19 protein-coding genes are annotated in these 15,898 nt (G+C 69.2%); 8 read left to right on the forward strand and 11 right to left on the reverse strand.

The window, feature by feature from the left end; translation table 11 throughout:
• Window positions 1-262 precede the first annotated feature (262 nt).
• Genes EC839_RS13080 through EC839_RS13090 form a run of 3 tightly spaced genes read left to right on the forward strand, consistent with a single transcriptional unit; the run spans window position 263 to window position 2,941 of the window.
• Window positions 263-814 carry a chorismate mutase gene (locus EC839_RS13080; protein WP_007160284.1) on the forward strand — a complete coding sequence of 184 codons (552 nt, stop codon included), beginning with the start codon at window positions 263-265 and terminating at the stop codon, window positions 812-814.
• A 58-nt stretch (window positions 815-872) separates the two neighbouring features.
• Window positions 873-1,550 carry a response regulator transcription factor gene (locus EC839_RS13085; protein ID WP_007160283.1) on the forward strand — a complete coding sequence of 226 codons (678 nt, stop codon included), beginning with the start codon at window positions 873-875 and terminating at the stop codon, window positions 1,548-1,550.
• Window positions 1,547-2,941, forward strand: a complete 1,395-nt coding sequence (locus EC839_RS13090) for a sensor histidine kinase (protein WP_007160282.1) — start codon at window positions 1,547-1,549, stop codon at window positions 2,939-2,941. Before EC839_RS13085 ends, EC839_RS13090 begins: the two co-directional genes overlap by 4 nt.
• 86 nt (window positions 2,942-3,027) lie before the next feature.
• Here EC839_RS13090 and EC839_RS13095 read toward each other — a convergent pair whose 3' ends face one another.
• Genes EC839_RS13095 through EC839_RS13110 form a run of 4 tightly spaced genes read right to left on the reverse strand, consistent with a single transcriptional unit; the run spans window position 3,028 to window position 7,531 of the window.
• Window positions 3,028-4,257, reverse strand: a complete 1,230-nt coding sequence (locus EC839_RS13095) for a thiolase family protein (RefSeq protein ID WP_007160281.1) — start codon at window positions 4,255-4,257, stop codon at window positions 3,028-3,030.
• 23 nt (window positions 4,258-4,280) lie between these two features.
• The gene (locus tag EC839_RS13100; RefSeq protein ID WP_007160280.1) at window positions 4,281-4,832 is read right to left on the reverse strand and encodes a DUF3237 domain-containing protein; all 552 of its coding nucleotides are present in this window, start codon (window positions 4,830-4,832) and stop codon (window positions 4,281-4,283) included.
• Window positions 4,825-6,057, reverse strand: coding sequence for a 3-(3-hydroxy-phenyl)propionate transporter MhpT (mhpT, locus tag EC839_RS13105; RefSeq protein ID WP_007160279.1), 1,233 nt, complete (start codon window positions 6,055-6,057; stop codon window positions 4,825-4,827). The genes EC839_RS13100 and mhpT overlap by 8 nt, the downstream gene beginning before the upstream one ends.
• A gap of 10 nt (window positions 6,058-6,067) precedes the next feature.
• Entirely contained in the window at window positions 6,068-7,531 is a 1,464-nt protein-coding gene (locus EC839_RS13110) for an alginate export family protein (protein WP_007160278.1), read from the reverse strand.
• Between the two features lie 394 nt (window positions 7,532-7,925).
• Here EC839_RS13110 and EC839_RS13115 point away from each other — a divergent pair, with 394 nt between their 5' ends.
• The gene (locus EC839_RS13115) at window positions 7,926-8,261 is read left to right on the forward strand and encodes an I78 family peptidase inhibitor (RefSeq protein WP_007160277.1); all 336 of its coding nucleotides are present in this window, start codon (window positions 7,926-7,928) and stop codon (window positions 8,259-8,261) included.
• A gap of 55 nt (window positions 8,262-8,316) precedes the next feature.
• Here EC839_RS13115 and EC839_RS13120 read toward each other — a convergent pair whose 3' ends face one another.
• Entirely contained in the window at window positions 8,317-8,964 is a 648-nt protein-coding gene (locus tag EC839_RS13120) for an HAD hydrolase-like protein (protein WP_007160276.1), read from the reverse strand.
• 97 nt (window positions 8,965-9,061) lie between these two features.
• On the opposite strand from EC839_RS13120, the gene EC839_RS13125 reads away from it, so the two are divergent.
• Window positions 9,062-9,967, forward strand: a complete 906-nt coding sequence (locus EC839_RS13125; protein ID WP_007160275.1) for an alpha/beta hydrolase — start codon at window positions 9,062-9,064, stop codon at window positions 9,965-9,967.
• Here the strand turns inward: EC839_RS13125 and EC839_RS13130 are convergent.
• Both EC839_RS13130 and EC839_RS13135 read right to left on the reverse strand, forming a co-directional pair.
• Window positions 9,964-10,452 carry a GNAT family N-acetyltransferase gene (locus EC839_RS13130; RefSeq protein ID WP_007160274.1) on the reverse strand — a complete coding sequence of 163 codons (489 nt, stop codon included), beginning with the start codon at window positions 10,450-10,452 and terminating at the stop codon, window positions 9,964-9,966. The two genes, EC839_RS13125 and EC839_RS13130, sit on opposite strands and share 4 nt — an antisense overlap.
• A gap of 37 nt (window positions 10,453-10,489) precedes the next feature.
• Window positions 10,490-11,080 (reverse strand): TetR/AcrR family transcriptional regulator, encoded by a 591-nt coding sequence (locus EC839_RS13135; RefSeq protein WP_007160273.1) that lies wholly within the window; start codon window positions 11,078-11,080, stop codon window positions 10,490-10,492.
• 76 nt (window positions 11,081-11,156) lie between these two features.
• Between EC839_RS13135 and EC839_RS13140 the strand changes: the two genes are divergently transcribed.
• The 3 genes from EC839_RS13140 (at window position 11,157) to EC839_RS13150 (ending at window position 13,231) form a co-directional block, all read left to right on the forward strand.
• On the forward strand, window positions 11,157-11,786 hold the full coding sequence (locus EC839_RS13140; RefSeq protein WP_007160272.1) for a glutathione S-transferase family protein: 630 nt from the start codon (window positions 11,157-11,159) through the stop codon (window positions 11,784-11,786).
• A gap of 113 nt (window positions 11,787-11,899) precedes the next feature.
• On the forward strand, window positions 11,900-12,658 hold the full coding sequence (locus EC839_RS13145; protein WP_007160271.1) for an SDR family oxidoreductase: 759 nt from the start codon (window positions 11,900-11,902) through the stop codon (window positions 12,656-12,658).
• Window positions 12,659-12,697: 39 nt separating this feature from the next.
• Window positions 12,698-13,231, forward strand: a complete 534-nt coding sequence (locus EC839_RS13150; RefSeq protein WP_007160270.1) for a DUF924 family protein — start codon at window positions 12,698-12,700, stop codon at window positions 13,229-13,231.
• Window positions 13,232-13,277: 46 nt separating this feature from the next.
• On the opposite strand, the gene EC839_RS13155 is transcribed toward EC839_RS13150, so the two are convergent.
• The 4 genes from EC839_RS13155 to EC839_RS13170 form a co-directional block, all read right to left on the reverse strand.
• Window positions 13,278-13,730 (reverse strand): Lrp/AsnC family transcriptional regulator, encoded by a 453-nt coding sequence (locus EC839_RS13155; RefSeq protein WP_007160269.1) that lies wholly within the window; start codon window positions 13,728-13,730, stop codon window positions 13,278-13,280.
• A gap of 58 nt (window positions 13,731-13,788) precedes the next feature.
• On the reverse strand, window positions 13,789-15,120 hold the full coding sequence (locus tag EC839_RS13160; protein ID WP_007160268.1) for a VOC family protein: 1,332 nt from the start codon (window positions 15,118-15,120) through the stop codon (window positions 13,789-13,791).
• Window positions 15,121-15,228: 108 nt separating this feature from the next.
• A complete protein-coding gene (locus EC839_RS24785) occupies window positions 15,229-15,477 on the reverse strand; it encodes a hypothetical protein (protein WP_007160267.1) in 249 nt (82 codons plus the stop codon).
• A gap of 70 nt (window positions 15,478-15,547) precedes the next feature.
• Window positions 15,548-15,748, reverse strand: coding sequence for a hypothetical protein (locus EC839_RS13170; protein ID WP_007160266.1), 201 nt, complete (start codon window positions 15,746-15,748; stop codon window positions 15,548-15,550).
• Window positions 15,749-15,898 lie beyond the last annotated feature (150 nt).

Raw genomic sequence — 15,898 nt, forward strand, 5'->3', positions numbered from 1 at the left:
AAACTGCTGAGCATTGCCTATGGCGTGCTCAAATCGGGCAAGCCTTTCGATCCTGCCTTAGCAATTGCACACTGAGGTGGAAGACGGTATCTACGCCAGCCCAACCCCCGCGCCGCTCCGCCCCCTCTCCCTCCGGGAGAGGGCTGGGTGAGGGCCGCCCCCACCACCGCGCTCCCACGCAACCGCCCTGCCCCGGCCATCTTGACCGCCCCGCGGCCCCGTGCGAGCTTCGGTGCCCTTTCCCCTGCCCTGGAGGTCCGTCATGTCGGGTGTTCGCTGGTTCGCCCTTCCGCTCTTGAGCATCGCCCTTGCCGCCCAGGCCGCGCCGGCGCCGCTGCCGGCCCTGCTGGATGCCATGGCCCAGCGCCTGACGCTGGCCGATGGGGTGGCCCGCAGCAAGCACGACAGCGGCAAGTCGGTGCTGGACGAAGCCCGCGAGCGCCAGGTGCTGCAGGAGGTCGCCCAGGCCGCGCCCGCAGCCGCCGTCTCCCCGGCCACCGCCCAGACCTTTTTCGCCGCCCAGATGGAAGCCAACAAGCTGGTGCAATACGGCCTGCTGCAGGCCTGGCGGCGCCACGAACAGCCGCTGCCCGCCAAGAAGACGGACCTGACGGCGCTCAGGACCCAGCTGAACGAACTCCAGGCCAGGCTGCTCGGCGGTCTCGCCGCCACCGGCGAATTGCGCGCCGCCGCGGACTGCCCGGCAGCGCTGGACCGCGCCCTCGCCGCCCACCTCGCCGCCGCGCGTCCCGATGATCTCCACCGCCTGGCGCTGGTGCGAGCGCTGGGCGATTTCTGCGCCCTGCCCCGCTGAGCGCCTGTGCATAATCGGCGGTACGGCGACCGAATCGCGTTGAATCTGAGGATCACCCATGCACATCCTGCTGGTCGAAGATGACGCCACCCTGGCCGACGGCATCCGCCGCGTCCTGGAAGGCCATGGCATGCAGGTCGACCTCCTGCGCAACGGGGCCGAGGCCGATGCCTGGCTGCGCACCACCCGCTTCGCCGTGGTGGTGCTGGACATCGGCCTGCCCGGTGGCCTGGACGGCTTCGAGGTGGTCCGCCGCTTGCGCCAGCGCGGCAGCGACCAGCCGGTGCTGCTGCTCACCGCCCGCGATGCCATCGACGACCGGGTGCACGGCTTCGAGGTGGGCGCCGACGACTACCTGGTCAAGCCCTTCGCCGTGCCCGAGCTGGTAGCGCGGATCAAGGCGCTGGTCCGTCGTGCCGGTGGCCAGAACAGCGCCGACCTCACCCTCGGTGCCCTGCGCCTGGACACCGCCGCCCACCAGGCGCGCCTCGGCGACACTGCGCTGGACCTCTCGGCCCGGGAGTGGGCGGTACTTGAACACCTCTTGCGCCAGGCCGGCAAGGTGGTCTCCAAGCAGCAGATCATCGACGCCCTGGCGCCCTGGGGCAGCGAAGACCTGACCCACAACGCCGTGGAGGTCTATGTCTCGCGGCTACGGCTGAAACTGGCCGACTCCGGGGTCGGTATCCGCACCGTGCGCGGCTTCGGCTATCGCCTGGAAGAAGCCGCGCCATGACCGCCACCGCGCCCAGCCTGCGCCGGCGGCTGCTGAAATGGCTGGTGCTGCCGGTGCTGCTGGTCAACCTCGGCGGCGCCGTGGTCAGCTACCAGTTCGCCCGCAAACCGGCCTTCAGTGCCCTGGACGGCGATCTCACCGACGCAGCGATCCTGCTGCTCGAACAGCTGGAGGTGGATGGCAACGGCCGCCTGTGGCTGCCGACCGAAGCCGACTACCTGCTGCGCCATAACAGCCACGACCACGTCTGGCTGGCGGTGCGCGCTCTCGACGGCCAGCTGCTGTTCGGCGATGCCGCCATGCCGGTCCAGGAGATCACCGATGAGATGCGCGACGGCCATACCACCGCGCTGCGCACCCGTATCAACGACCGCTCGGTGTTCATGGTCGGCCGCCTCGGCGAGGTGGCCGGGCAACCGGTGGTGGCCAGCGTGGCCCAGACCCTGAGTCGCCACACCGCCGCCCTGCAGCGCATGGTGCTGACCCTGGTGGCGGTGCAGATCCTGGTCGCCCTGCTGATCGCCGCCCAGCTGCTCTGGGCGGTGCGCCGCGGCCTAAAGCCCCTGGAACGGCTGGAGCGTCAGCTCGACAGTCGCCACTACGATGACCTGGCGCCGCTGCGCGAAGAGGGTGCGCCCCGCGAACTGGGCACCTTCGTCACCGCGCTCAACGGCCTGCTGCTGCGCATCCGCGAGGGCGCGCGCAACCAGCGCGCCTTTCTCGACGACATGGCCCACCAGCTGCGCACCCCGCTGGCGGGCATCAGCACCCTGACCCAGTGGCTACGCCAGCGCCATGCCGGCGATGCCGAAAGCGCCGCGGCCCTGGCGCAACTCCAGGCCGCCACCGAGCGCATGACCCGCCAGACCAACCAGTTGCTGACCCTAGCCCGCGCCGCCACCGCGCGGCTGGAGAGTCCGCCGCGCGAGCCACTGCGGCTGGACGAACTGATCGGCGAAGCCATGCCCAGTCAGCTGGCCCAGGCCGATGGCCACGGCATCGACCTGGGCTACGAACTGAAGCCGCAGACCGTGCAGGGCAATGCCTTCCAGCTGCGCGACCTGCTCGACAACTTGGTCGACAACGCCCTCAGATACTCCCCGCGCGGCGGTCAGGTCACGGTCCGCCTGCGCGGCCAGGCCGGGGCCACGGTGCTGGAGGTGGAAGACGACGGCCCGGGCATCCCCGAGGCGGAGCGCGAACGTATCTTCGAGCGCTTCTATCGCCTCGACCGCGGCATCCACGGCACCGGCCTGGGCCTGGCCATCGTCCGCGATATCGCCACCGCTCACGACGCCGGCATCGAACTGGCCACCGCCACCGGCGGCCACGGCCTGCGCGTGGCCATCCACTTCCCGCCCCTGGTCGTGCCGCCGGCGGAGGCGTCGTAGGTTGGATCGAAAGCGACCCTCACCCCAACCCTCTCCCCGAGAGAGAGGGGGCTGTGCGGCACGGAGCTAAATCCCGGTGTTCTGCCCTATTCCCGCCACCCCGGATTCTCCAGCAGCACCGCCATCCCCTGCCCACCGCCGATGCACACCGCCGCCACCCCGTACCTGAGTCCCTCGGCGCGCAGCTGGCGGGCCAGGGTGATGGCCAGGCGCAGGCCGGTGGCAGCCAATGGATGCCCCAGGGCGATGGCCCCGCCATGCACATTGAGTCGCGCCGGATCCAGTTCCAGGGCCTGCTGCACCGCCAGCAGCTGGGCGCCCTGGGCTTCGTTGATCTCCAGGCGGTCGATGGCCTCCAGCCTGAGGCCGGCGCGGTCGAGCAGGCCCTGGATGGCCGGCACCGGGCCGCTGCCCATGACATCGGGCGGCACCCCCACCACGCAACTGCCGCGCACCCAGGCCAGTGCCCGCTCCGATGCGGCATCCGCGCCCCGTGCCAGCAGCACGGCGGCGGCGCCGTCAGCCACCGCGCAGCTGTTGCCGGCGGTCTGTACCCCGCCGAAATGCACCGGTGTCAGCCGCGCCAGGGCCTCCCGTGAGGTCTCCCGCGGATGGCTGTCATGCTCGACCACCGCGCAGCCCCGCGGCAGACGCAACTCCCGCGGCACCAGACCCGCGACCTCGAAACGTGCCGCCGCCACCGGCACGATCTCCTCGCGGAACCAGCCCTGGCGCTGGGCCGCCAGGGCCCGCTCGAAACTCCGCAGCGCCCAGGCATCCACCGCCTCGCGGGCGATGCCGTGGCGCTGCGCCAGGCGCTCCGCGGTGGCAATCATGTCCAGGCCGGCCGCCGGGTCCTTGAGCGCCTCCCAGAGAAAGTCGTGGAATTCCACCGGCGCGCCGAGGCGAAAGCCGCTGCGGTGGGTATAGGCAGCGATGGGATTGCGGGTCATGGACTCGGCCGCCACGCACAGCACCCGGCTGGCCTGGCCGCTTTGCAACTGATCGCCGGCCTGACGCAGCAGCTCAAGGCCGGTGCCGCAGACCCGTTGCACCTGCAGCGCCGGCACCGCCTCGGGCACCCCGGCATAGAGGCCGATATGGCGTGGCAGCAGATAGGCATCGAAGCTGGCCTGGGCCACCGAGCCGGCCAGCACGGAATCCACCGCACTGGCCTCATGCCCGCGCGCCAGCAGCGCCCGCGCCACGGCGATCCCCAGATCGGTGGGCGATACCTGCCCCAGGGTGCCATTCAGATCGGTCCAGGGCGTGCGCACGCCATCCAGCAGCAGGACATCGTCGTAGAGCGCACTCATTCCGGTGGGCATCGGTCCCTCCTCTACTGCAGCAGATAGGCGTCGTAGACCACCGCCTTGCCCAGACGCATGGCGCTGCCCACGCCCAGGGCGCGGTTGAGCCAGGCATAGGCCGGCGCGGCGGTCTCGAAGGTCAGGGTGACGCGGAAGAAATAGCGCCGGGGATCCACCGGCTTGCCGGCGGCCAGCTCGCGCATCACCTCCGGCGGGCCATAGCGATAGCCCTTGGTCTGCAGATAGATCAGGGCGCCATCGTCGGTCTGCAGCAGATAGCGGGTGTCGATGATGGCCAGGCCATCGGCGGTCACCACCTGCCAGTCGGCGCCGTTGTCGAGGATCCGTCCATGCAGGCGCTGGCCTTCGAAGCGGCCACCGGTGATTGGGATGATGCGCCGCTTGCCCAGGTCACTGGTCTGGCCCAGCTCCCAGACCGGGGCGTCGAGGGCCACCTCGAAGCGCGCCAGGGGTTCGAGCTGCAGCGGCGGTGGCGTGGCGGTGGCTGGATCGCCGTCCGCCGTGGCCGCCCGGGCCAGGCCAGTCAGCGTCAGCAGGGTGACGAGCAGTAGGCTACGCATGGCCAGGCGCCTCCGCGCGGGTTGCAGCCGCCGGTGACGGCGCTCGCCGGTGCAGCAGGGCCAGCACCGCGCCCGCGGCCACCAGCACCGCCGGGGTGGTGGCCGCCACCAGGGTCGCCGCACCACCGCCCAGGGCCAGGACCTGCCCCGCCAGCAGCGGGCCGGCCATGGCGCCTAGGCGTCCGACCGCCACCGCCGCGCCGGTTCCGGTGGCCCGCACCGCCGCCGGATAGAGTTGCGGCGCCAGGGCATAGAGCACCAGCTGGCCGCCGACCACGAACAGTCCGGCGGCGAAACCGGCCAGGGCCACCAGCGGATAGGCCTTGGCCAGCCCCAGTCCGGCCAGACCGAGCAGGATGCCCAGGTAGATGGCCAGCACCGTCAGCCGTGGCCGCCAGCGATCCATGAGCAGGCCGAACAGCACCGAACCGATGCCGCCGCCCAGGTTGAAGAGGATCTGCACCCCCACCGCCTGGCCGCGGCTGAAGCCCTGCCCCACCAGCAGCGACGGCAGCCAGTTGAGCAGCATGTACATCACCGTGAGCGTGAAGAAGTAGCCCAGCCACAGCAGCAGGGTGGTCGACAGCGGGATGGCGCCCAGCCAGGCCCCGCGCGGATCACCCGCCTGAGTCCCGCCTCGCTTGCGCAGAAAGCCGGCGGTCTCCGCCAGGTAACGCCCGAGCAGCGGTGCCACCAGCAGCGGCGCCAGGCCGCCGACATAGAACACCGTCTGCCAGCGGCCGACGTCCAGCAGCCCCACCACCGCCGCCAGGGCGCCGCCCAGGGGCACACCGCAATACATCAGGCTGACCGCGGTGGCCCGGGCGCGCTCGTCCACCGATTCGGCGGACAGGGCGATCAGGTTGGGCAGCGCGCCGCCCAGGCCGATGCCGGTGAGCAGCCGCGCCAGCAGCAAACTCTCCAGACTCCAGACATGGGCGGTGGCCACCGAGAAGATGCCAAAGATCAGCACGCAGGCGATCAGCACACGCTTGCGGCCGATGCGATCGGCGCACCAGCCGCCGATGAAGGCGCCGGGCAAGAGGCCGAGGATGCTGGCGCTGAACACCAGGCCCATCTGTCCCGGCTGGAAGCCGAAGGCCTTGGCCATGGCCGGCGCAGCGATGCCCATGGCCTGGAGGTCCATGCCTTCCAGCAGGGCGACGATGAAGCACAGCAGCAGGGTCAGGCGGGCCCCGGGCGGGGCGGTCGAGAGCAGGCGCATGGTGGATTCCTCAGAAGCGGAAGGTGGTGGCGACCATCAGGAAGCTGGTGTCGTCGCCATCGGCCTGGCGCACGGCGGCGCCGGCCTGGAAGTAGCTGTATTCCAGGTCCAGGGTCAAATTGGCGGTGGGCATCCAGCGCAGGTTGTTGCGCCAGAGGGTGCCGGCCTTGCGCGCCGAGCTGGCCGCGGTGCCCGGCACCGTGGTCATGCCCGGCAGGTAGACGCCGTCTTCGGTGCTCTGCCGCCAGACGCCGAACAGTCCGCTCTCCAGCTGCAGCGTCGGCCGCGGTGCCAGGGTCAGCAGCGGCCCGACCAGATAGAGGTTGGCCAGGGTGGTGAGCCCGGAGTCGCCATAGAAGCCGTTCTTGGGAAAGAGCGGATCGAAGGTGCCGACGCGGTCGTCGCCCGGGCCGTGATCGCCGCTGGCGGCGTCCACCCGCAAGGCCAGCCGCGGCTTCCAGGCGCCGCCCAGGCGATAGCCGGTTTCGCTGCTCAGGCCCCAGGCGCGGATCCGGGCGCCGGCCAGATGCCCGCCCTGCCCGGCCAGGTCCCAGCTCCAGTCCCAGAGACCGGCGTTGCCGAACAGGCGGAAGCCGGCGGTGTAGCGCTTTTCCGCGCCGGTCAGGCCATCCAGGGTGCGCTGGTCGGTCTCCAGACCGAAGCCGTAGACGTCGAGCTTGAGCGGCCCGGTCAGCGGCAGGGTGCCGTAGAGGCCATAGAACTTGACCGCATTGTTGGAGCCGTCGTCGAAGCTGTCTTCGCCGGTCACCACGGGTCTCAGGCCGAAGGCGTCCAGCCGGTAGCCGTCCGGACGGGTCCAGGCCAGGCGCAGGCCGTCGAAGTTGAGGCGGATGTTGCGGGCGTCGCGGTAGGTGACGAAGGCCTGGTTGCCGTAGCCCAGTTCCTGGCGACCGATGCGGGTCATCAGCTTGCCACCGGCCAGCGGCGTGTTGAGGTCGATGAAGGCCTGGTGCAGCTCGGTGCGGCTCTGGTCGTAGGGGCCGTAGAGCGCCTTGTTCCAGGCGCGGGTGTTTTCCAGCTGGACGAAGGCGCGCACGGCATCGTCGAACAGGTGCAGGTCCGCGTGCAGCTGCAGGCGCTGCTGGATGTAGTGATCGGTATCCACCCCGCGCCGGCCAAAGACCGGATTGCGGATGGTGTCGAAGCGGTAGCGCGCCTCGCCACCGGTCTGCAGCCAGGCGGAGTCGCCGAGGTGCTGGTAACGCAGCGCGTCGAAGGGATCGGTGCGTTTTTGCGGATCGTCGAGGAAGCGATAATCCTCCGCCCAGCGCGGCGGTCCGGGCGGCAGGGGGCGCGCCGTCTCCAGGCTGTTGAACGGCTTGGGGCGGGCGCTTTCCAGGGTGGTGGAAGGCGCGGCCAGGGCACCCTGGCTGGCGAGCAGGGCGGCGAGAGCGGTAAAGGCGAGGCACGAGCGGGCCCGTGCGCAGGCCGGAAGCGAGCGCGAACAAGACATGAGATGACCGTCCTGACTGAGGATGCGGAAGGCGCCGCGGGGGCGCGCGGATCAGGGCCTAGCGGGCGCGGATCGGGTAGCGGTCAGGCGGGAGGGTGGTTGGATAGCGAGCTGACATGGCGGGTGTCCCTTTGTTGTTGTTGTCGTCACCGTGGGGGCCGGGTGGCCCTGGTTCGATGATGGTCGATGGCAGAAATGGATCAAGCCATCCGACCCGAATCTGGCCGATTACCGAACGTTATATTTATTAACTTTATGCCTGCAGGACGATCGCTCACCTAGGTCTCGCAACGTCTTCTGTATCGCGCTTTGTAACAATGCCCGCCCTTGAGGGGTCCATCAGGAGGCCCGTACGGGTTAAGGTTCCTTCTCTCACGATCGAAAAGGCGAACTCATGAGCTTCAAGACTCCTCTCCTGCTGGCTGGCGCCGCGCTCTTCACCCTGCTGGCCGGTTGCGGCTCGCACGAAACCCAGAGCAGCCCGGCGGCGGCCTCTTCGGCCCCGAGCGGTGCCGTCAGCAGCAGTGGCCGGTGCAACTCCGATGCGGTCCAGGATCTGGTCGGCAAGGCCCTCTCCCCGGCCCTGGCCGAAGAAGGCCGGCAACGCGCCGGTGCCCAGGTTGTCCGCGTGGTCCGTCCGCAGGACCCCATGACCATGGACTTCAACTCCCAGCGCCTGACCATCACCACCAGCGCCAGCCTGGTGGTGCAGACCGCCACCTGCGGCTGATCCCCGTCGCGCCCCACGACCTGCCGGCCACTGCCGCGCAGGTCGGCGCCTGCCGCTAGAGGCCGAAGCCCTGGCGCAGGGCCGCCACGCTGTGGAAGTGAAAGGCCGGGCGGTGGCGCTCCAGCTCTTCCCGGCTGCCGAAGCCGTAGCTCAGGGCCACCGCCGCCACGCCGTTGGCCTGGGCGGCGATCAGGTCGTGCTCGCGGTCACCCAGCATCAGGCAGGTCTCCGGCGCCAGGCCTTCGGTGTCCAGCACGAAACGCAGCAGCTCGGTCTTGTCGGTGCGGGTGCCATCCAGCTCGCTGCCATGCAGGGCGATGAAGAACTCCGTCAGCGCGAAGTGCCGGAGGATCTCCACGGCGAACACCCGCGGCTTGGCCGTCACCAGATAGAGCCGCCGCCCCGCCGCCTGCAGCGCGGCCAGCAACTCGCGGATGCCTGCATAGACCTCGTTTTCATAGAGACCGGTGGCGCGGAAATACCCTCGATAGGCCGCCACCGCGCGCCAGGCGCGCGCCTCGTCGAAGCCGTAGTGGGTCATGAAACTCTGCAGCAGCGGCGGGCCGATAAAGACCTCCAGCCTGCGCAGATCGGGCTCCTCGATCCCCTCGGCGCGCAGCGCCACCTGGATCGCCCGGGTGATGCCCAGGCGCGAATCGGTGAGGGTGCCATCGAGATCGAACAGCAGATGGGGGTGATGCATGGGGCGTCCTGGGCGGCGGAGATCCCCGTCAGTATGGCGACCGGCGGCAGAGATCGGTAGGCTCGACCGCTCCACTGGAAATGAGTCTTGTTCGCTGATGCCTCTGTCGCCGCTCTCCTCTCGCCGTCCCCCACGCTACAGCTGGCTGGCCCTGCCGCTGCTGCTGGCCCTGGCCCTGCCGGGCCAGGCGCGCCCCATCGATCAGCCCATGGACGCCCAGGTGCTCCAGCAGCCGGGCCACGGCTATGCCTTCAGCGAACTCCAGCTGGATTCCACCGACGGCGCCCGCCATTACCAGGTGTGGATCGCCCGACCCGCCACCCCGGCGCCGGCCGCCGGCTATCCGGTGCTCTATCTGCTCGATGGTAACGCCGCCCTGGGCGGGCTGAACGCCGAGTTGCTCGATACCCTGGCCAAACGGCCCCATCCGCCCGTGCTGGTGGCGGTGGGTTACACGGGCGGCAAACGTATCGACGGCCCCGGCCGGGCCTATGACTACACGCCCTCGGCGCCCACCAGCGAACGCTTTCGCGAGATGGCCACCGGCGGCGCCGACGTCTTTCTCGCCTGGCTGCTGGAGCGCCTGGAGCCGGCGGTGGCCCGCCAAGTCTCCCTGAATCCTGGCCAGCGCGCGGTCTGGGGCCATTCCCTGGGCGGGCTGTTCGTCCTCCACGCCCTGCTCACCCGTCCGGACGCCTTTGCCCAGGGCTACGCCGTGAGTCCTTCGCTGTGGTGGAGTCCCACCGTGCTGCCGCAAGACGACGAGCAATTGAAGGCGCGCTTCCAGGCCCATCCGGTCCGCCTGGTGCTGCTGCAGGGCGGCGCCGAGCGCGAACTGCCCGCGCACTTCCAGAGCGAGGTCCCCGTCGATGCCACCCGGCGCCTGGCCGACCGCCTTGGCCAGCTCCCCGGCATCCGGGTGCGCTACGAGGTGCTCGAAGGCCTGGGCCACGGCCCCATGCTGCCGGCCTCGCTGCAGGCCGTGTTGAGCGAGTGGCGCTAGTCCGCCAGCCAGCGATACATCACCAGGCAATCCACCAGCCCCAGGCTGGCATGGCGATAGGCCCTGGGCAGGGTGCCGACGATCTCGAAGCCATGCTTCTGCCAGAGCCGCACCGCCACCTGGTTGCTGGCCACCACCGAGTTGAACTGCATCGCCTGGAAGCCCAGTTCGCGGGCCACCTGCACGGAGTGCTCGCAGAGGGCGCCGGCCACGCCCTGGCCGCGGGTGGCGGGGGCGACCATGTAGCCGCAATTGCAGACGTGGTCACCTGGCCCCATGGCATTGGCCTTAAGGTAGTAGCTGCCGAGCAGCTGACCGTCGCGCTCGGCGACAAAGGTCGCCCGCGGTAGCTCCACCCAGAGGCTCCAGGCCTCGTCGCGGGTCATTTCCGGGTCGTAGGCGTAGGTCTCCCGGGCCTGGGCGACCTGCTGGATCAGCGGCCAGACCTGATCGAAATCGGCGGCTTCGAGGGGGCGAATCTGCATGGGTAACTCCGGCGGACGAAGGAGCCGCCAGTGTCGCCTAGCCGGCCGCCGCTGCCAAATCACCGCCCTCATCCAGCAGCCCCTGAGCACCCTGACGACAGGCCGCCAGCAGTTCCTCGGCGAGGCCCTCGTCATCCAGCGCCCGCGCCAGGGCTACGCCCCCGATCAAGGTGGTGGCCAGCTGCAGCACCCGGGCGCGCCGCGGCGCCGGCGGTCCTGACAGATCCTGCTCCAGCCGGCTGACGAAGCGCCCGAAGAAGCGGGTGTAGCTGCCACGGATGGCGGCCTCCCGGTGGGTGACGTCGGCCGCCAGAAAGGCCAGCGGACAGCGCAGCGCTTCGCCCTCGGCATGCTCGCGACTCAGGTAATGCTCGACCAGCTGACCGAGGCCTTCGCTACCGAGACCGTCGAGCCGGGCGCTGCCGACCCGCGCGGCATGGGCGATGGCCTGGTCATAGACCTCGGTCTTGGTGCGGAAGTGGTGGTAGAAGGCGCCGCGGGTGAGACCGGCGTCGGCCATCAGCTCATCGAGACCGACCGCATCGAAGCCGCGCAGGGCGAACAGGCGGGCGGCGCTGTCGAGGATGCGCTGGCGGGTCTGCTCGCGCTGATCAAGGGGCCAGGCCATGGTTGCTCCAGATTATGTTCTTGAACATAAGGTCCCCTTTGCCAGCATGCAGCCTTCTTTGCAAGGAGCCTGCAGCATGACGCCCTATCTCTTCGGTCCCGCCTTCAGCACCCTGGTGCGCAGCGTGCGCCTCCATGCCCTGGAACAGGGCCTGGAGCTGCCCTGTGGCCTCGCACCCGCCGGCCAGGCCATTGCCTGGTGCAGCGAAGCCCATCTGACGCTGCACCCCTTCGGCCAGGTGCCGGTGCTGCTCGATGGCGAGCTGCGAATCTTCGAGACCCTCGCCATCTGTCGCCATCTCGATCGTCGGCTCTCGCCGGGACGCGGCGGCAGCCCGGAACAGGACGCCTGGAGCAGCGCCCTGCTGACCACCGTGGATACGCGCCTGGTCCGCCGCTACCTGCTGCGCGTCGCCGGGCCACGACCCGACCCCTTTCGCACGCCGGAGAACGAGCAGCGCGCCCTGGCCGACGTCAACGCGACCCTGGCCGTGCTCGATCGCCAGCTGGGCAACCAGAGCTTTCTCTGCGGCGCCGAATTCAGCCTGCCCGACGCTTTGCTGGCGCCCATGCTCGACTACCTGGAGCCCCTGCCGGACCTTCACTGGCAGACGACCTGGCCCCGCCTCGCCGCCTATCTCGACCGCCTTCGCGCTCGACCCTCCGGCCAGGCGATCCTGGTGGCGACCGATTTCAAGCTGCGGTGAGCCCATGGGAGCCACCGCAGCTATCGATGACTACTCACCTTCCCTGACACACTCAACCCTAACCCTCCCTACCTGCTAGCCTTGGAAGCTCTCCCCCAGCCCAAGGACCGCCCATGACCAACGTCCGCCCCATCGCTCTCGTCACCGGTGCCTCCCAGGGCATTGGCCGCGCCGTCGCCCTCGGCCTGCTCGCGGACGGCTTCCGCGTGGTCCTTGCCGCCCGCCGCGCCGAACCCCTGGAGGCCCTCGCCGAAGAAGCGCGGCAACAGAATGGCGAAGCCCTGGCGGTACCCTGCGACGTCACCGATGCCGCCAGCGTCGAAGCGCTGTTCGCCCGTATCCGCGACACCTATGGCCGCCTGGACCTGCTGTTCAACAATGCCGGCGTCGGCGCCCCGGCGGTGCCGATCGACGAGCTGGAATTGGACGCCTGGCACCGGGCGGTCAACACCAACCTCACCGGCGTCTTCCTCTGCAGCCGCGCGGCCTTCGCCCTGATGCGCGCCCAATCGCCCCGCGGCGGACGCATCATCAACAACGGCTCCATCTCGGCGCACACGCCCAGACCCTTCAGCGCGCCCTATACCGCCACCAAGCATGCCGTGGCCGGGCTGACCAAGGCGCTAGCCCTGGACGGCCGCGCCTTCGATATCGCCTGCGGCCAGATCGACATCGGCAATGCCGCTACCGAGATGACCGAGCGCATGGCCAACGGCGTGCTGCAGGCCGACGGCAGCACCGCCGTGGAGCCGCGCATGGATGTCAGGCACGTCGCCGACGCCGTCCGCTACATGGCCAGCCTGCCGCTGGACGCCAACGTCCAGACGCTGACGGTGATGGCGACCAAGATGCCCTATGTGGGGCGGGGCTGAGGGCTTCCATGTGGAACCCGATCAGGCAAGGAAGATGAAATGAACCCAGCCGAGATCGTCTCCTTCTGGTGCGCTGCCGGCCGTCGCCAGTGGTTCAACGGCGGCCCCGGATTCGATGCAGAGTGCCGCGCGCGTTTTGCGGACACGCACCTGGCCGCCAGTCGCGGTGAACTGGACGGGTGGGCTGCCAGCGCTGAAGGCGCCTTGGCCCTGTGCCTGCTGCTCGACCAGATCCCGCGCAATATCTTCCGCCACAGTGGCCACGCCTTCGCGACCGACGGCCTAGCCCTGAAGCACGCGCGACAGGCGATCGACGCCGGTCTGGATCAGCAGATCGAGGCCGAACTTCGCGCCTTCTTCTACCTGCCATTTGAGCACTCCGAAGCCCTGGCCGATCAGCAGCGTTCACTCGAATTGTTCGAGGCCTTGGGCATCGAGCATTACCGGCGTTATGCCGAAGCTCATCTGGAAGTGATCGCTCGCTACGGCCGTTTTCCACACCGAAATCACGCTCTAGGCCGGCACAATACCTTGGACGAACAGGCCTGGTTAAACGCAGGTGGCGGCTTTTAAAGAAGCAGCAAAGGTACTTTTCGGTAAGCTCTAAAAGGCCAAGCCATCAATTACCCAAACGCCGATCGATCTTCCGATTCAGGATGATCGACGTCTGCGTCTGCTTCACCCCGTCGAGGTTGCCGATGCGGTCGAGCAGCTCGTCGAGCTTTTCGTGGGTGGTGCAGCGCAGGAAGGCCAGGTAGTCGAACTGGCCGCTGACCGAGGAGACCTCCTCGACCTCGACCATCTTTTCCAGGGCGCGGATGACGCCGGCGGTGCTGCGCGGCAGGACGCTGATGGCGCAGTAGGCGCGCACGGCGGCCTGTTCCAGTTCGGAGCCCAAGCGCAGGCCGTAGCCCTGGATGATGCCGTCGCGCTCCAGGCGCGCCAGGCGAGTGACCACGGTGGTGCGCGCCAGGCCCAGCTGGCGGGCCAGGGTGGCGTTGGAGGCGCGGGCGTTCTGTTGCAGCAGGTGGATGAGCTGCCAGTCGGTCGGATCGAGTTTGGTGAACATCATGGCTGCCTGCCGGGGGCGGGCGTCGGGGCCGGGGGCCGCCGACGCGGGAGCCGACATTCTAGGCGGGGCGGCCGAGGGCAGCCAGGGCGGCGTCCAGGGATTCCTGCTGCTGGCGCTCGTACAGCGCCATCTCGTCGAGGACCGGCGCGCCCAGGGCGGCTTCGAACGCGGCGCGATTGCCGCCGCTCTGGTATTCCTGCTGGCTGCCGGCACCCAGATTGGACTGGAAGATGCCCGCGGCGCTGACCGGCAGGAAGTCCTCATAGGTGATGGGATCGGCCAGGAGTTGGCCGGCGGCGATCAGGGCCTCGGGATCGCGGCTATCGCTAGCCGCCTGGCTGCCGGGCGCAGCGCGATAGCGGAACCAGGCCAGACCCTGACGGCGCAGCTCGTCCCAGTTGTCGGGCAGCGCCTGGAACACCTCGGCCAAGACGCTTGCATAGTCGCTGCCTGGCGCCTTGCTGCGCTGGCGAACCTCCTGCAGCAGCTCGTCGTAGCGCTGGCGACCGGCCGGCGTGAGGGCGATGCCGCGCTGTTCGATTTCGCCGAAGCGCGCCGTGTGCGAACCCTGGACCTCGCCCTGGAACAGGATGGGTTCTTCCAGGGCCTTGAAACTGGTCTGGCGCAGCAAGATGGGGCACTGGCGGCGGGGCGGACCTTCGATGGTTTCCTTGGGCGCGATGCCGCGGGCGGGCATTTGCGCCTGGACGGCGTCGATGTCGAGGGTGCGCGGGGTCAGGTGGTTGATGTGCGGCCCCTTGAAGCAGACCACGTCGGCGATCAGTCGGTGGGCGTCGTGCAGGCGCTGGTAAAGACTGGCGTCGACATTGGCCTCGCGGTGCCAGCGAAAGGTCTCCAAGGCGTCCTGGACGAAGGCATTGGCCTCGGCATCCGTCAGCCCGCCCTGGGCTTCGGCGCGCTCGATCAGCTCCAGCACGCCCGAGGTGAAGATGCGGCGCGCGTTCAGCACCCCTTCGGCCAGCTGGCGCAGTTCGGCGTCTTCGATCAGTTCCAGGCGCAGCAGCGAGGTGAAGACGCGGAAGGGATTGCTCTGCAGGGCGGCCGGTTCCACTGGGCGAAAGGCGGTGGAATGCACCGGCACCCCGGCCACGCTGAGGTCGTAGTAGCCGACCGGCTGCATGCCCATCACGGCGAACAGGCGACGCAGGATGGCCAGCTCGGCGGCGGTGCCAACGCGAATGGCGCCGTGGCGTTCCAGATCCAGGCGCTCCGCGGAATCCCCGGCGAAGCCCGGTTGTCCGGCGTTCACCTCGGCGACCAGTTCCAGCAGGGTGCCGTACTGGGGCACCTCCTGGCGGTACATCGCCGACATGGCCTGGGAAAAGCGGGTGCGGATCAGATCCGGGGAAAGCAGCGACGCGGCGGTCATGGGAGCGGCTCCTGGCTCAGGCTAGAAGCCGATTTCGACATGCCCGCGCAGGCTGCTCAAGCGATCTTTGCTCATTGGATCATTCCCCGGGGGAATGGGCAGGACGCCTCAGTGATCCTTGTGCTGGCTCCTGGGCTTCTTCACGTGATCGGTGCCGGTATCGCTGCCCGAACCGCTGCTGGAGCCATTGTCGGCTGCGCCGACGCCGGTGCTGGGCGCCTTTTCCAGGCCATGGGTGCTGGTGGGATCGGGTCGCGCGGGGGTGGCGGGGGGATTGGTCGGGCTGGTCTGGGCCAGGGCGGCGCCGGACAGGCTGAGGCCCAGGAGCAGAGCGGAGAGCAGGGAAGAGGTACGCATGAGAGGACTCCTCGGAACGGATGCACTCCCCTTTAGGCACCTCCCCCGCGGGGAGGTGCCGCGCCACAGATCAGCTGCCGCTGGTGCTGGCCTTGTGGACCTTCTTGTGCGCCACCTTCTTGTGGTGGGTGGTGGCCTGCTTGCCGGTCTTGGCCGGGCTGCTGCTCGTCGCGGCAGGCGGCGTTGCCGGATCGGCGGGCGCCGTCTGGGCGAAGGCGGCAGAGGTGGCCAGCAGGCCGGCAAGGGTCAGGCAGAGGGTGGTGCTTTTCATGGAAGTCACTCCTTCGGTGGCTGATTGCACCCTCAGTTAGCCGCCTTTCGCCGGTTAAAACCGTGTCCCCTTCCACAGCCACGGCCATTGGTAACAAGATATTTCAATCGACTGCTAAGGCGTTAACAGTCTGGCAATCCCTTCGTCAGG

Origin of the sequence: Pseudomonas sp. JUb52, from assembly GCF_004341115.1 — a bacterium.
Taxonomy (GTDB): Bacteria; Pseudomonadota; Gammaproteobacteria; order Pseudomonadales; family Pseudomonadaceae; genus Chryseomonas; species Chryseomonas oryzihabitans.

Excerpts from the sequence above, each read along its gene's own strand:
- EC839_RS13090 (WP_007160282.1), top strand. The coding sequence starts at position 1,547 with ATGACCGCCACCGCGCCCAGCCTGCGCCGGCGGCTGCTGAAATGGCTG.
- EC839_RS13145 (WP_007160271.1), top strand. The coding sequence starts at position 11,900 with ATGACCAACGTCCGCCCCATCGCTCTCGTCACCGGTGCCTCCCAGGGC.
- EC839_RS13170 (WP_007160266.1), bottom strand. The coding sequence starts at position 15,748 with ATGAAAAGCACCACCCTCTGCCTGACCCTTGCCGGCCTGCTGGCCACC.
- EC839_RS13085 (WP_007160283.1), top strand. The coding sequence starts at position 873 with ATGCACATCCTGCTGGTCGAAGATGACGCCACCCTGGCCGACGGCATC.
- EC839_RS13130 (WP_007160274.1), bottom strand. The coding sequence starts at position 10,452 with ATGCAGATTCGCCCCCTCGAAGCCGCCGATTTCGATCAGGTCTGGCCG.
- EC839_RS24785 (WP_007160267.1), bottom strand. The coding sequence starts at position 15,477 with ATGCGTACCTCTTCCCTGCTCTCCGCTCTGCTCCTGGGCCTCAGCCTG.
- EC839_RS13150 (WP_007160270.1), top strand. The coding sequence starts at position 12,698 with ATGAACCCAGCCGAGATCGTCTCCTTCTGGTGCGCTGCCGGCCGTCGC.
- EC839_RS13125 (WP_007160275.1), top strand. The coding sequence starts at position 9,062 with ATGCCTCTGTCGCCGCTCTCCTCTCGCCGTCCCCCACGCTACAGCTGG.
- EC839_RS13135 (WP_007160273.1), bottom strand. The coding sequence starts at position 11,080 with ATGGCCTGGCCCCTTGATCAGCGCGAGCAGACCCGCCAGCGCATCCTC.
- EC839_RS13095 (WP_007160281.1), bottom strand. The coding sequence starts at position 4,257 with ATGAGTGCGCTCTACGACGATGTCCTGCTGCTGGATGGCGTGCGCACG.
- EC839_RS13080 (WP_007160284.1), top strand. The coding sequence starts at position 263 with ATGTCGGGTGTTCGCTGGTTCGCCCTTCCGCTCTTGAGCATCGCCCTT.
- EC839_RS13115 (WP_007160277.1), top strand. The coding sequence starts at position 7,926 with ATGAGCTTCAAGACTCCTCTCCTGCTGGCTGGCGCCGCGCTCTTCACC.
- mhpT (WP_007160279.1), bottom strand. The coding sequence starts at position 6,057 with ATGCGCCTGCTCTCGACCGCCCCGCCCGGGGCCCGCCTGACCCTGCTG.
- EC839_RS13140 (WP_007160272.1), top strand. The coding sequence starts at position 11,157 with ATGACGCCCTATCTCTTCGGTCCCGCCTTCAGCACCCTGGTGCGCAGC.
- EC839_RS13160 (WP_007160268.1), bottom strand. The coding sequence starts at position 15,120 with ATGACCGCCGCGTCGCTGCTTTCCCCGGATCTGATCCGCACCCGCTTT.
- EC839_RS13110 (WP_007160278.1), bottom strand. The coding sequence starts at position 7,531 with ATGTCTTGTTCGCGCTCGCTTCCGGCCTGCGCACGGGCCCGCTCGTGC.
- EC839_RS13100 (WP_007160280.1), bottom strand. The coding sequence starts at position 4,832 with ATGCGTAGCCTACTGCTCGTCACCCTGCTGACGCTGACTGGCCTGGCC.
- EC839_RS13155 (WP_007160269.1), bottom strand. The coding sequence starts at position 13,730 with ATGATGTTCACCAAACTCGATCCGACCGACTGGCAGCTCATCCACCTG.
- EC839_RS13120 (WP_007160276.1), bottom strand. The coding sequence starts at position 8,964 with ATGCATCACCCCCATCTGCTGTTCGATCTCGATGGCACCCTCACCGAT.